This window comes from Cytobacillus sp. FSL R7-0680 (assembly GCF_038009245.1).
Classification (GTDB): domain Bacteria; phylum Bacillota; class Bacilli; order Bacillales; family Cytobacillaceae; genus Cytobacillus; species Cytobacillus kochii.
On sequence record NZ_JBBPAO010000001.1, the window covers coordinates 4,134,545 to 4,147,251 of the forward strand.

At 37.4% G+C, this 12,707-nt stretch carries 13 protein-coding genes; 10 read left to right on the forward strand and 3 right to left on the reverse strand.

Annotated elements, in window-relative coordinates:
- Positions 1 to 303 precede the first annotated feature (303 nt).
- The gene (locus MKY26_RS20765; protein ID WP_341049764.1) at positions 304 to 2,028 is read right to left on the reverse strand and encodes a M4 family metallopeptidase; all 1,725 of its coding nucleotides are present in this window, start codon (positions 2,026 to 2,028) and stop codon (positions 304 to 306) included.
- A 233-nt stretch (positions 2,029 to 2,261) separates the two neighbouring features.
- Here MKY26_RS20765 and sipW point away from each other — a divergent pair, with 233 nt between their 5' ends.
- Positions 2,262 to 2,822 (forward strand): signal peptidase I SipW, encoded by a 561-nt coding sequence (gene sipW / locus MKY26_RS20770; RefSeq protein ID WP_370873325.1) that lies wholly within the window; start codon positions 2,262 to 2,264, stop codon positions 2,820 to 2,822.
- A 51-nt stretch (positions 2,823 to 2,873) separates the two neighbouring features.
- Entirely contained in the window at positions 2,874 to 3,476 is a 603-nt protein-coding gene (locus MKY26_RS20775) for a TasA family protein (RefSeq protein WP_251163232.1), read from the forward strand.
- Between the two features lie 280 nt (positions 3,477 to 3,756).
- Here MKY26_RS20775 and MKY26_RS20780 read toward each other — a convergent pair whose 3' ends face one another.
- Positions 3,757 to 4,005, reverse strand: coding sequence for a hypothetical protein (locus MKY26_RS20780; RefSeq protein WP_307315178.1), 249 nt, complete (start codon positions 4,003 to 4,005; stop codon positions 3,757 to 3,759).
- A gap of 165 nt (positions 4,006 to 4,170) precedes the next feature.
- Here MKY26_RS20780 and MKY26_RS20785 point away from each other — a divergent pair, with 165 nt between their 5' ends.
- Genes MKY26_RS20785 through MKY26_RS20805 form a run of 5 tightly spaced genes read left to right on the forward strand, consistent with a single transcriptional unit; the run spans position 4,171 to position 8,496 of the window.
- Positions 4,171 to 4,830 (forward strand): Yip1 family protein, encoded by a 660-nt coding sequence (locus MKY26_RS20785; protein ID WP_095370628.1) that lies wholly within the window; start codon positions 4,171 to 4,173, stop codon positions 4,828 to 4,830.
- Positions 4,831 to 4,837: 7 nt separating this feature from the next.
- On the forward strand, positions 4,838 to 5,959 hold the full coding sequence (locus MKY26_RS20790; protein WP_341098502.1) for an efflux RND transporter periplasmic adaptor subunit: 1,122 nt from the start codon (positions 4,838 to 4,840) through the stop codon (positions 5,957 to 5,959).
- Positions 5,956 to 6,642, forward strand: coding sequence for an ABC transporter ATP-binding protein (locus MKY26_RS20795; RefSeq protein ID WP_095370626.1), 687 nt, complete (start codon positions 5,956 to 5,958; stop codon positions 6,640 to 6,642). Before MKY26_RS20790 ends, MKY26_RS20795 begins: the two co-directional genes overlap by 4 nt.
- 2 nt (positions 6,643 to 6,644) lie before the next feature.
- Positions 6,645 to 7,838 carry an ABC transporter permease gene (locus MKY26_RS20800; RefSeq protein ID WP_095370625.1) on the forward strand — a complete coding sequence of 398 codons (1,194 nt, stop codon included), beginning with the start codon at positions 6,645 to 6,647 and terminating at the stop codon, positions 7,836 to 7,838.
- A gap of 55 nt (positions 7,839 to 7,893) precedes the next feature.
- On the forward strand, positions 7,894 to 8,496 hold the full coding sequence (locus MKY26_RS20805; RefSeq protein WP_341098503.1) for a YIP1 family protein: 603 nt from the start codon (positions 7,894 to 7,896) through the stop codon (positions 8,494 to 8,496).
- Positions 8,497 to 8,649: 153 nt separating this feature from the next.
- Here MKY26_RS20805 and MKY26_RS20810 read toward each other — a convergent pair whose 3' ends face one another.
- Positions 8,650 to 9,600, reverse strand: a complete 951-nt coding sequence (locus tag MKY26_RS20810) for a lytic polysaccharide monooxygenase (protein WP_341098504.1) — start codon at positions 9,598 to 9,600, stop codon at positions 8,650 to 8,652.
- Between the two features lie 294 nt (positions 9,601 to 9,894).
- Between MKY26_RS20810 and MKY26_RS20815 the strand changes: the two genes are divergently transcribed.
- The 3 genes from MKY26_RS20815 (at position 9,895) to MKY26_RS20825 (ending at position 12,576) form a co-directional block, all read left to right on the forward strand.
- The gene (locus MKY26_RS20815; protein ID WP_095370623.1) at positions 9,895 to 10,221 is read left to right on the forward strand and encodes a PadR family transcriptional regulator; all 327 of its coding nucleotides are present in this window, start codon (positions 9,895 to 9,897) and stop codon (positions 10,219 to 10,221) included.
- A 14-nt stretch (positions 10,222 to 10,235) separates the two neighbouring features.
- Positions 10,236 to 11,000, forward strand: coding sequence for an HAAS domain-containing protein (locus MKY26_RS20820; RefSeq protein WP_341098505.1), 765 nt, complete (start codon positions 10,236 to 10,238; stop codon positions 10,998 to 11,000).
- A 697-nt stretch (positions 11,001 to 11,697) separates the two neighbouring features.
- Positions 11,698 to 12,576 carry a MerR family transcriptional regulator gene (locus MKY26_RS20825; protein ID WP_341098506.1) on the forward strand — a complete coding sequence of 293 codons (879 nt, stop codon included), beginning with the start codon at positions 11,698 to 11,700 and terminating at the stop codon, positions 12,574 to 12,576.
- Positions 12,577 to 12,707: the final 131 nt, after the last annotated feature.

Sequence of the window (12,707 nt, forward strand, 5' to 3'; positions counted from 1 at the left end):
GAAAAGACAGAAAAAAGACTGGTCACTTAGAGGAAAAAACCGAAATGAAAGCCGAGCAAAAGCGTTTTGCACGTCATTTGAATTTCTGAATATGGAAATAAAATCCAGAAAAAGAGGTTGTGTGAGCTATTCGTAGGTTTAGTCCATAAATCAGAAAAACCCAAAAATATGAGTGGGAACCTAAAAAGGCCCTAAGGCATAACGGATTTTAAACGCTAGCCATTTTCATAAAAAAACGAACAAAGACTATTATTCATAGTGTTTGTTCGTTATGATTACCACTCAGCTTACAAGATTCAATAATTATTCTAGTACTCCAATTGAATCGTAAGCAGCCATTACAGCAGCTGTTTCAGCGGAAGGTTCTCCATTTCTATCAGGATATAAATCACGTGCAGATTGCACCATAGCTTCTCTCATCTCGGAAAAATTAGATGATGGCACTAAATAGACTGTTAATGCTTTATAAAGAATTTTGCCTAATTTATCTGATCCTATTCCATTAACTGTCGTACCGTAATGATCTCCACCCTCTGCAATAAGGTAGGCTGCTTTATTGTTAATGCTACTATTAATATGGACGCCACCTTTATCTAACTCTCCTAAATAGCGATCATCATAATGGTCAGGATATGCATTATCTTTCATCCCATAGTTCGGGTGAAGGGAATTGTCTTTCGGGTTCTCTAGGGAGCGAAGCCCTCCATCGCCTGGGATATTAGGAGTGTATACATCTTCACCTATTACCCAATTTTTATCTTCTTCGGCTTTGGAATGATTCTCAGCTAACACACCGAAAATATCAGCAATGGATTCATTTAGTGCGCCTGATTCACCTTCATACGTTAAATTAGCTGTATTTGTTATCACGCCATGTGTCATTTCATGTCCTGCAACATCAAGTGCCCCTGCTAGTGAACTGAAGTATGAACCATCACCGTCTCCATAAAGCATTTGTTTCCCGTTCCACGCTGCGTTATTCCACTTTTCACCAATGTGCACGGTGCTAATAATCTTCATACCATCGTTATCTAAGCTATTACGATCATGTACGTTTTGATAGTATTTGTTTACCTTTATCGAGTTTTGTTGGGCAGAAATAGCTGCTGGATCGTAGAAGAAGTTAGACGCTGTCTCTACTTCAAATCCTGTAAATCCTAGTAAGGCAGATAAAAGGATAAAAGGCGTTTCACCCATTCTTTGTGCATCATACGTATGAATAGGTACTGAACGATTTTTGACAGTTTCTAATGAATATAAATGGGTTTTACCCGTTTCAATATTCTTTGTCGCATTGAAATTTTGCATTTTTCCTAATAAGTCTAATCCACGAGCACTGACAGTTTCTGTTTCCGGCTCCGCAGAATGAAGAGCATTAAAGTGATGTTGTACTTCACCCGTATGCGCATCAATAAAATAATGGAAGTAACCAGGCTCAGGAATAGAAGTAGAGGCTTTTACTAAATAGGTCAGATGGTATTCATCATTCTTTGGAAATACCATCAGATCTGTTTCAATGCCATCATAATCTTTTATCGCACCAATTTCATTTTCTATCGCAGCTTTCGCCTGAGACTCAGCCTCTTCTTCAGTAATAGTAGGTGTTGTATTTATATTTACCTTCACTAACTCGTTATTTACTTCTCCGATAGAAGCATAAACATTTAAGTCCTCATCTAGTGAAATTGTTTGGCCTGAGCCGTAAACTGGGACCCCGTTAATTTGTTCAACGGTTTTCATATGAGTCGTTCCTATTTGTTTATCAACCTGTTCATCAATGATTTTAAATTGATTCACATTCTTTTTACTTGAACGTGCTTTAGGTTGGGGCTGATCTTTTAATTGGTCCTGTAAATAAGCCTGTACAACCTCCTCTTTATTTAATCCTTTCGGTGCTTGCCAGATGACTTCATTGGTCTCTGTTTGAATCGCTGCATATGTGGACAATGGAGAAAACCCCGTGAATGTGACGGACAAGGCTAATGCAGTGGGTAAAATCACTTTCTTAGTAAAATTTTTCTTCTTCAAAACAATCACCTCATATTCATTTTCTGTAAACAATTACAATTATTCTGAAAACTTAATGCTGCGTCAATATGTAAGCGATTGGGTTAATAAAACGCGACTTTGGACTCTCAACTCTATCATTTTCTATAGGAATCGCACGCTTTGTTAGGTCTAATTACAGATAAAAATAACCCAATTTATTTTTCAGATATTTCAGTTATATTATTGGTAGCAGAGAAAAACGATGAAGTTTTATGAAAGGAGAGTCATTCATATTGTTAAGTCTAGCAAAATGGACACTGCGCTTAATTGGTAATCTACTATTTCTGCTTATCTGTGTTTTATTATTTATCATGCTTTTTGCTCGATTCACTGGTAATGAACCCAATCTCTTTGGATACCAGGTTAAAACAGTGCTTTCTGGATCAATGGAGCCATTATTTAAAACAGGTTCAGTGATAGCGATTAACAGAACAGAAGAAAATCAAACCTATCAAAAAGGAGATATTATTACTTTCAAACTTGATGAGATCCTTATCACACATAGAATAGTAGAAACATCTTTAAAAGGTGGGGCAATTACGTATAAGACTAAAGGAGATAATAATGACGCTGTTGATAGATGGGAAGTCCCAGCACATCATGTGGTTGGGAAATATGCAGGTGTGACTATCCCCTATCTGGGCTATGTTCTGCATACCGCACAAACAAAAGCAGGAGCCGCATTATTAATGATTATTCCAGGCATCATTTTACTCTTCTCTGCCTTTGTGCAACCAGGGGAGAGAAAACCAAAAGAGGTATATACGCAGTAATTCTCTTCTCTACCAAGGGGAAGTGAAACATATATTAGGAGGAATGTTTACATGGGATTAAATTTTAAGTTAACAAAAAAGAATCTGATGACAGCTGCACTTGGATTATCATTAATTACCGGAGGCACTTATGCTTATTTTAGTGATAGTTTTGCCACTGAAAATACTTTTGCAGCAGGAACACTAGATTTAGCTGTAAATCCGGATTTTGTTGTGAATATTGATAATATCAAGCCAGGTGATGAAATCTATCGAGAATTCACTTTAGAGAATAATGGTACATTAGATATTCATAAAGTTCTGCTACAAACAGATTACTCTGTAGTGGATGCAAATGGGGATAATGTAGAAGATTTCGCTGACCATATCAAAGTAACGATTATGTATAATACAAGCAGCGCAACAGTCCCTGTTGTCGAAACTACATTGGCAGAATTATCGAATACAGAGCCAGACTTAACGGCTATCGATACATTCGTTGGCGGTGGACAAATACCCGATGGTATCCTAGCAGGGGAGAAAGAAAAAATGTTTGTGTTATTCGAATTTGTTGATAATGGACAAGATCAAAATCAATTTCAAGGTGATCAACTTCGCGTAAATTGGACATTTAATGCTGAGCAAACTGCCGGGGAATACTATGATGAGCAATAATGAGGTTAAATGTCTTTATATAAAAATGTGAAACATTGCTCTTGAACGAGGGATCCGCTTTAAGAGTGTCGCATGGAAGTGAATTGCGGTCTCTCAAATCAGAATGGCACATTGAGGCCATCGTAAAACTAGATACGGCGGTCTCAAATTAGGCATGAAAAATAAGAGCGCCACAAAAAACTCATGTACTCGAATCAAGCTTTTCTATATTAGTAAGCTTCACCTTCAAATAGAGTGCCTGATGAAACATGTCATCAGGCACCCTAAAAAGGGCATTTCCCTACTGCTGTTTTGGATGCTCCTTACTCAACCTTTCATTTCCTCGCTTAAAGTTACCAGTGAGTTTTGCCAACAATAATTGAATGTTGCCCTCTTCGTTCTCCATCTTATTTATGAACTTCGCCGCTTCTTTTCCATTGATTGTTTTTATGACTTTATGGTTGTAGGAAATCACAACTGATTGATTTTTCATTATTTGAAAACTAAATGGCTCTTCTTTTAAGTGTTCTCTTTTATCTTCCACTCCCATTTCAATCTCCTTCTATTCAATTTTATTTCTTTGCTAATGATATGAGCGAAACATCGGATAGTATTCAGCGTCTTTAATAAAATTATTTACCAAAAAAATGAAACTTTACAATTGCCACCACGTATACATTATTGTAGCAAGTTTATAAAAAGGGGAGATTTTTTTATGGAAGCTGAATTAAAGCATGAGGTGGAGGAGCCAAAGAAACCACGTTTGTTTGGGATGATTGCCAATCCATCAGAGCAATTTGAGCGGATTAAGCAACGTCCAAAAATTTGGGTACCACTATTATTCGTAACTTTATTATTTACGGTCGGTATGATTATTATGGCTTTATCGATGGACCCGGCTTATCTTGGAATTGATGAGTTATCTTCAGCTGAGCAAGACATGGTGTATATGATTTCACTGATTGGGTTTGTAATTATGGGCATCATTACACCCATTTTTACGGTATTAATTTCTTCAGCTATTTATCTATTAATTTGTAAAATTGCCAGTTCTGATGTGTCATTTAAGCAGCTTTTCTCAATGAATACATACATTCTGGTTATCAGTGTCATTGGACTCATCTTGAATGGTGTCATTCGTATGATAATTGGTGGCAACCCAGAGTTAAATGTGACGAGTTTAGCATCTGTATTAAATGCAGAAGCTACGAGTGTTTGGGCGAGTATTGAAGTTTTCTCCATCTGGCAAACAATCCTTGTCGGTTTAGGTTTGCATAAAGTGGCGGGATTAAGTAAAGGTGTTGCATACGGTGTGGCCATTGCCTTCTTTATTATTAGTATGATTTTCGCTTTAGTTACTTCTACGGCGGTCTAAGATAAATATGAAGAAAAAAACTTGGATCATTGTTGGAGTGGTAAGTGTAGTTTTGGTGATGATAGGCGCTAGCGTCTATCATCAAGCTTTTGCGAAAGGACCTTCTGTAACGACTGCAAATGCTGAGAATGAAGTAATTACAGATACGTTAATTGTGCCAGGTACATTATCTTTGAAAAATGAACAGAAAGTGTATCCTGGTGTAGAAGGCGAAGAAATTGCTGAAATCCTTGTAAAGGAAGGCGATGCTGTTGAAAAAGGTACAGCTGTCGCCAAGTATGATGATACACGAGTGGCGATGGAGCTTGAAAGGTTGAGTTTACAGATTGAATCTGGTTATTTACGAATCAATCAAGTGGACAAACAATTAGATCGACTCTCAGACCAAGAAAATGAATTGCGTGATCAAGTCGGCAAAAAAGAAGCCGCTAAGCAAATAGCACCGGAAAGAGATCAGCTGCAATTAGATTTAAGAATGGCAAATTTAGATGTTCGTCAGTTACTTCTAGAAAAGAAAGAAATTGAAGCACAACAAAAAGATTTAGAGATAAAAAGTAAATTAGACGGAACAATTTTACAAGTGAATGAAGACCAACCAACGGATCCAATGACTCAGCAGCCAGTCATCCATATTGGTAATACGGATGAAATGGTAGCCCGAGGTGTTTTATCAGAATTTGAGTCTTTAAAGGTCGAGAAAGAGATGAAAGCGACAATTCGCACAGATGTATTACCTGATAAAGAATGGAAGGGGAAGGTTAATTTCATCGGTTTAATGCCAGATGAAAACAGCCAGTCTGTCGCTGGTGAAGCGACCCCAGCGCAATATGGAATGACAGTTGAAATTGAAGATGATATAACTGAATTGCGCACAGGATTCCAATTAATTATTGAAGTGGAGACAAGTAGTAAGAAGGCACTTACTGTCCCATCTGAGTCTGTGTTATCTGCGGATGGTGAATCTTATGTATATCTTTTAAGAGATGGAAAAGCTCATCGTCAAGACGTGAGTGTAGGCGTTGCCACTGGTGAAAAGATAGAGATATTAGATGGTTTAACAGCTGAAGATGATGTGATTACTAATCCTTCTGATGAATTGAGTGATGGCTTGGAAGTGGAAGTCGAATGATTCATTTACGAGAAATCACAAAATCTTATCAGATAGGCGATGAAATGGTCGATATTTTACAAAGCATTGACTTAACGATTGAAAATGGAGAGTCACTCGCAATTATGGGACCGTCTGGTTCTGGAAAATCGACATTAATGAATATTATTGGTTGTCTAGACCGACCGACGAATGGAACCTATCAACTAGACGGTGAAGATATATCGCAATATTCTGAAGTGGAACTAGCGAAAATTAGAAATCGGTCCATTGGTTTTGTCTTTCAACAATTTCACTTACTACCAAGGCTGACGGCTTTAAAAAATGTTGAACTTCCGATGATCTATAGTGGTCTGAATAAAAAGGAAAGAATGGCTAAAGCTGAGCGGGCGCTCATTAAGGTGGGTTTAGAAGACCGGATGGAACAGCTTCCGAGTTTGTTATCAGGCGGACAGAAGCAACGGGTAGCCATCGCTCGAGCACTTGTGAACGAACCGAAGTTGATCTTGGCTGATGAACCAACTGGCGCGCTCGATACAAAAACGAGTGAAAATATTATGGAGCTTTTTACCCAACTAAATAAAGAAGGTACTACGATTGTAACGGTAACACATGAACCGGAAATCGCCGCTTATGCGAGTCGTAGAATTCTCGTCCGCGATGGTATCATTGTCGAAAATGAGCGCCAAGTAGGGAGGCGATGACTTTGAGCCTTCTTGAAAGTATAAAAATGGCACTTAGTTCGTTAATGGCACATAAGCTGCGTTCCATTCTTACAATGATAGGGATCATTATCGGTGTTGGCTCTGTTATTATTGTTGTTGCTATTGGCCAGGGCGGGGAAGCCATGTTGAAATCGCAACTCACAGGCCCGGGAAATACGGTTGATTTATTTTATCAACCGTCAGATGAAGAGATAATGGCCAATCCTAATGCATTGTATGCCTCGGCTTTTTCACAAGAGGATATTCGCGCTTTAGAGGAAATTGATGAAGTGAAAAGGGTCGTTGCGTCAAGCTTAGAATTCGGCCCTGTCCAGTTTCGAGATCAGCAGATAGAAGCAACTTTAATGGGGATTAACGAATCTTATTTTCAATTGAACCCGTTAAATCTATCAGATGGAAGAGGTTTTACAACAGCAGATTTCTTAAGTGGAAAACGGGCTGTTATTGTTAGTCAATCACTTCAGGAAGAGCTATTTGAAGGAGAAGCAGCAGTGGGTGAGGTGATTCGCCTTGGTGCTCAACCGGTTGAAATTATTGGTGTGCTAGAAAAACCAACAGGGATTTTCTCCTTCGGTAGTATGGAAGTATACTTGCCTAGTTCGACTTGGTTAACGATTTATGGCAGTAGTGATATATCGCAAGTGACATTACAGACTGATTCGGCAGATGATCTACAGCAGGCAGGAGAGAAAGCAGTCTCTCTAATGAACAGTCGCTATAACACGGAAGAAGCATACCAAGTGTTAAATATGGAAGAAATCGCTGAAGGACTCGGTCAGGTCACAACAATTATGACGATGATTATTGGTAGTATTGCCGGGATCTCATTATTTGTCGGTGGAATTGGCGTCATGAATATCATGCTTGTCTCTGTCACAGAGCGTACGCGTGAAATTGGCATAAGAAAAGCGTTAGGCGCAACGAGACAGCAAGTATTAACTCAATTCCTCATAGAGTCAATTACACTTACTTTCATTGGTGGTGTAGTCGGTATTCTGCTTGGTTGGGGTGTGACAACATTAATTAGTCTATTTGCGGGATGGCCGTCTCTCATGAGTTGGCAAGTTATTGCTGGGGGCATGCTATTCTCTATGCTAATCGGTGTCATCTTTGGGATATTACCTGCAAGTAAAGCATCAAAGCTCGACCCTATTGAATCATTGCGTTATGAATAATTAGAAGAAGTGTAGTAGATAAGCTGCACTTCTTTTTGTTAGAGGAGGAACCGTGATGTGGAACGATTTAAAAGCACTAGTATCAGAGCCGTCTATGCTCTTTAAACAGTTAAAGCAAACACCAAAGGTGAAAAGTGCCTTATTTATCGTCTTTATTTTATCCTTTATTCATATGTTTTTCGGTGCATTTTACGTAGAACCCAGTATATTTTCTGAAGTCGGTTTGGGTGAAATGGGAGGTATGTGGCTAAGTATCGTACCAATCTCTATTGCCAGTTTATTTGGTCCCATATTTTTTATAACAGTAGTGAGCTTAATAATTTGGGTCATAACAAAAGTGGTCAAAACAGGTGCAACCTTTACACAATTATTTTCCATGTATACATATATTGTCATTGTAACGACTTTTGGTAATGTCTTGAATGTCATTATTCAAGCCCTAGTTGGTAGTGATGGCTTAATTAAGATAACAAGTATTGGTTATTTGTTTAACAGTGACGTGTCAAGTCCGCTACATTTACTCGAAGTATTCTTTATATGGGAACTTATACTCGTGGGTATAGGTCTTCAATATACAGCTGGAATTAGGAGAATGTGGGCGTGGATAGTGGTTAGTCTTTATGGTCTTTTCATTTTCATTATAACGATCCTCCAATAATGAAGGAAGAGAGACGGTGGTAAGCTGATAGATAAGAGGAATGAGATGTCTACCTAGGCGGTTTCGCCAAATGAAAAAAGAAGTGTGGGCAAATGAGAAATGTCCACACAACTTCTCTTGTCTAATTAGGAGAGCAATAAGTTATTCACCTACTTAAATTTCTTCCCAGACACTAGATTCACCTGGCACGTCTCCTTTTGACCACCATTTAGCCTTATAAAGTTGCCCATTAAACAGTACTTGGTCACCACCATAGTAAATGACTTCGCTATTCCATTCACGGTTTTCCGCTTCGCTGATGAGTTGCCAAACACTCGATATACCAGGTTGATCCCCTTTTGTCCACCACTGTGCCTCATATGTTAAACCGTTATAAATTACACGATCCCCTTCTACATAAATAGTGTCTGTCTGCCAAGTATCGCTTTCAATAGGCGTTTCGGGTTCTGGGTCTGTGCTTGGTTCTTCCGATTCAGGTATTGGCTCAGGATCAGGTTCGGGTGTAGGTATATTACTTTCACCAGAGAATTCGGCATCAATCACATGATAAAAGGCATTGCTTGTATTCGCCACATCCCATACAGCTAAGATCACATGATAGCCTTCACGCGCAGGTACGGTTACTTCATGTGAAACGGTTGAGCCTGGGACTGCCCCATGATCATTTTCTTCAAAGAAAGGGGTTAATTCAAATTGATCTCGTGTTAAGGGTGCATTAGGGTCCCAATCTTCTTTTGTTATGTAATAATGCCATTTGGCTGTTGAGTGAGCAGCAGTCAAATGCCATGTAAATGTTTGCTCCCCTGCATCCATATCGACTTTTGCCCATCGCGTTTCGGATTGTTCGTCCAATTCAGGAAATATCCCATTGGCAGAAGCAAATTGGCCATCTTCTAAACCTGCTTCAGGAAAACCTTTTGTTGTTTCGGTTGATTGTGGTTCATACTGAACTCCGCCACAATTTTCATTGACACCTTGTGCACATAAAAGGGCACGAGAAGGTTGTTGCTCGACATAACCATGTCCGAATGCTGCACCTGGAGCCATAAGCATGGCAGTCAGAAGTATCGCCCAACTGAGGTACCGTTTTTTATTTCCATTCATATCCTTCATCTCCTTTAATAATTGAACGTACTAAAAGTGTATCGTTCTATTGGTTATGAATAAATGTCAGAAGGACCTAATTTTTCATTTAGATACGATAGCCCAAGTTTTGTAATATAATATCCAATTGATATCTGTATAGATAGAGGGAACAAGGGTAATGGTTTAACAAACGTTTGAGTTAGAGACGCTTTTATTGAAAAATAAATACTATAACCCTTGTTTTACAAGATAGTATATTTTATACTGTTCCTATACCTTGTAAAACAAGATAGTGAAATGGGTGGAAAAGAAATGTCGCAAACACAAATGATGAAGGGAATTATCGATGGCTGTCTGTTAGCGATTATTGATGGTAAAGAGTGCTATGGCTATGAAATGGCTGAACGGCTAGGTGATTATGGCTTTGATGCGGTTAGTGAAGGGACGATCTATCCGCTACTCATGCGCATGCAAAGAGAAGGATTAGTCACTTCTGTTCGCAGAGCATCGACAGCTGGACCACAGCGAAAATACTATTCTCTTACAAAAGAAGGCAAGCAGGCATTAGCAGAATTTATCCTGAGGTGGCAACAGCTAGAGAAAAGCGTCAATGCCGTCCTAAAAAAAGAAATGGAATAGTGGAGGTGGAAAAAATGGCATTAACACAGAAGAGTAGAAAATTTCTTGAGGACTTGCATATCTATTTACTATCAAGTGGAAAAAACCTCAACGAAATTAAGGAGATTACTACAGAACTCGAAGATCATCTAATAGAAGCAGAAGCAAATGGTAAATCGATTGACCAAATTGTAGGAGACTCCCCAAGTGCCTATATGGAGAGTATTTCAGGTGAAATGAAATCAGATCTTGCATCATGGGCAAAGTACTTTCCACTTGTCTTGCTGGGACCGATTGCTTTTACCATATTCGGAGATTTACTTGATAACGGAGTACTCGCTTATAGTCTATTTAATATCATTGGAATGATTGTTTATACCTTGCTATTTATTATGGGTGTTTCCATTGTATTTAAATATACATCAAGAAAACAGACATCCGTCACAAAGGAAATAATCATCTTATCGTTACCAATCATCGTTAGCATGCTGTTTTATCTATTAGTCCTATTTTTTGATACTATGATAGACACACCGATCGTCAACTTTGGAGAAATCGGCAGTATTGTGTTGGGGAGCGTTGTATTCATACTCATCATCGCCTTCTCCATATGGAGCAAAACGATCATTATTCCAGTTGTTTTACTCGCACTGTTCTTACCAGATATTTTACTTAAGCAAACGGCGCTATCTGAATCAAGTAAGCTAATCATTGGCATGTTCATTACTTATAGCCTCATTGGACTGTACTTGTTTTATATTTTTGCAAAGGAAAAGAAGAAGCAGCAAGGAAGTGAATGAGGTACTAATAATGATTTATTTTGTTAGGCAAACTCATTCTTTCTATTCGCAACAGGTCTTAGAAACAGGCAAGAGAGTTTAACATTAAGAGCAACCCAGGAGTATAGCGAAAAGATTAGATTTACTCAATTTGGAGAATTAAAGTCTAGAGCAAAATTATAGTGTTAAGTCTAAAAACGTTGAAGCTATTAAGTTAGTAGAACAATAAAGCTTTTTAGCTTCATTCCAATTCATACCATCTCTCAAGGAAAGCTTCCATCCAGAAATGGGGAGGTAGGAGATTGTGAATAATTCTATTTCATCTAACGGGGGCATACTTGATTAATGGTATTGTTCCTTTCTTATGTCACATAAGGGGCAGGTTAGTTGAATAAGGAACAATTGTAAGGGATGAAATTTATGATAAATTGTAATTGTTGATTTAAAATAATGTTTGATGATTTGTGAAAAAGTTCGATAATTTATAAAAAAGATTAATCAAAATTCCTGTATTTATATGCAGGATTTTTTGTTCTGCAATCGGACCAGATAATTGAAAAACTCATTTGGATAATTATGCTAAAGGCCAGAGTGTGATTGTGAAGATTTATACTTGAACAAGATAAGGTACTCAAACTGAGGAATATTCTTATTAATTTCAGAATTATGTTGACTCTCACCTTGGGGGTTAGCTTATTATTCTCTTGAGGTGATAGCATTGTTAATAAACGAGGTATGCAAAAAATGTTCACTAACAAAAAAAGCAATAGAATACTACGAAAAACAAGGATTGGTCCATCCAAAGATTGGAGAAAACGGATATAGAAATTATAGTGAAAAGAATATTTCCACATTAAAAGAAATATCTGTTCTCAGAAATTTAGGATTAAGTATTTCTGAAATAAAAGATGTTTTTGAGAGTAGCAATAAGTCATTAACATTATCGAAATATAAATATTTAATTGATTTAAAAAGGCAAAGGGTAGTTGAACAACAGAAATGTCTTGAACTCTTAATTGAAAACTATAATATTGATAAAGGTATAGAGTTTATTAACTCTAATCTCAACAATTCTTTTACAATCAAAGAAAAATTAGTGCAGTCTTTTCCAGGTGCTTATGGTATTTATTTGTCTATCCACTTCGGTCAATTTTTAAATGAGAAAATTGATAGTGTCGAGAAAGAAGAGGCTTTTACTAATATTGTTAACTTTTTGGATAATATAAACATTACCAAAGAAATAGGTGAATATTTAGAAGAGCTCACTTCTTATATAAAGCAGGAAGACTTAAAAGAAATGAATACTAATTTACTGAATGCAATTGATGATATTGACAGCTATATTGTAAGTAATAAACAGAGTATGGAGGAGTACATCAAATTCCGTAATTCTGAAGAGTTTAAGTCAACCCCTGTATATAAAATGCAACAATTGCTATTAGATTTCCAACAAAGCAGTGGATATTATGAGATTTTTATAACAAATTTAAAAATTTTGAGTAGGGCTTACCTTGAGTATTCGAATAAACTTCAAAAAGCAAATGAATTATTTATTAAGAATTATCCACAAACGGAAAAGTTTTTTCAAAAGGATTAAAAAACATATCATTTTTCTTGCTAAATATTTGGCAAATATCCCCCTTGTATAAAATTATCTACTCAACTAAAGGGCGCGTTTCTTCAATAAGAAAAAACGCCTTTTTAATGCAGCAAGTGGGCAGTATATTG

Excerpts from the sequence above, each read along its gene's own strand:
- sipW (WP_370873325.1), top strand. The coding sequence starts at position 2,262 with ATGAAAGGAGAGTCATTCATATTGTTAAGTCTAGCAAAATGGACACTG.
- MKY26_RS20775 (WP_251163232.1), top strand. The coding sequence starts at position 2,874 with ATGGGATTAAATTTTAAGTTAACAAAAAAGAATCTGATGACAGCTGCA.
- MKY26_RS20780 (WP_307315178.1), bottom strand. The coding sequence starts at position 4,005 with ATGGGAGTGGAAGATAAAAGAGAACACTTAAAAGAAGAGCCATTTAGT.
- MKY26_RS20785 (WP_095370628.1), top strand. The coding sequence starts at position 4,171 with ATGGAAGCTGAATTAAAGCATGAGGTGGAGGAGCCAAAGAAACCACGT.
- MKY26_RS20790 (WP_341098502.1), top strand. The coding sequence starts at position 4,838 with ATGAAGAAAAAAACTTGGATCATTGTTGGAGTGGTAAGTGTAGTTTTG.
- MKY26_RS20795 (WP_095370626.1), top strand. The coding sequence starts at position 5,956 with ATGATTCATTTACGAGAAATCACAAAATCTTATCAGATAGGCGATGAA.
- MKY26_RS20805 (WP_341098503.1), top strand. The coding sequence starts at position 7,894 with ATGTGGAACGATTTAAAAGCACTAGTATCAGAGCCGTCTATGCTCTTT.
- MKY26_RS20810 (WP_341098504.1), bottom strand. The coding sequence starts at position 9,600 with ATGAATGGAAATAAAAAACGGTACCTCAGTTGGGCGATACTTCTGACT.
- MKY26_RS20815 (WP_095370623.1), top strand. The coding sequence starts at position 9,895 with ATGTCGCAAACACAAATGATGAAGGGAATTATCGATGGCTGTCTGTTA.
- MKY26_RS20820 (WP_341098505.1), top strand. The coding sequence starts at position 10,236 with ATGGCATTAACACAGAAGAGTAGAAAATTTCTTGAGGACTTGCATATC.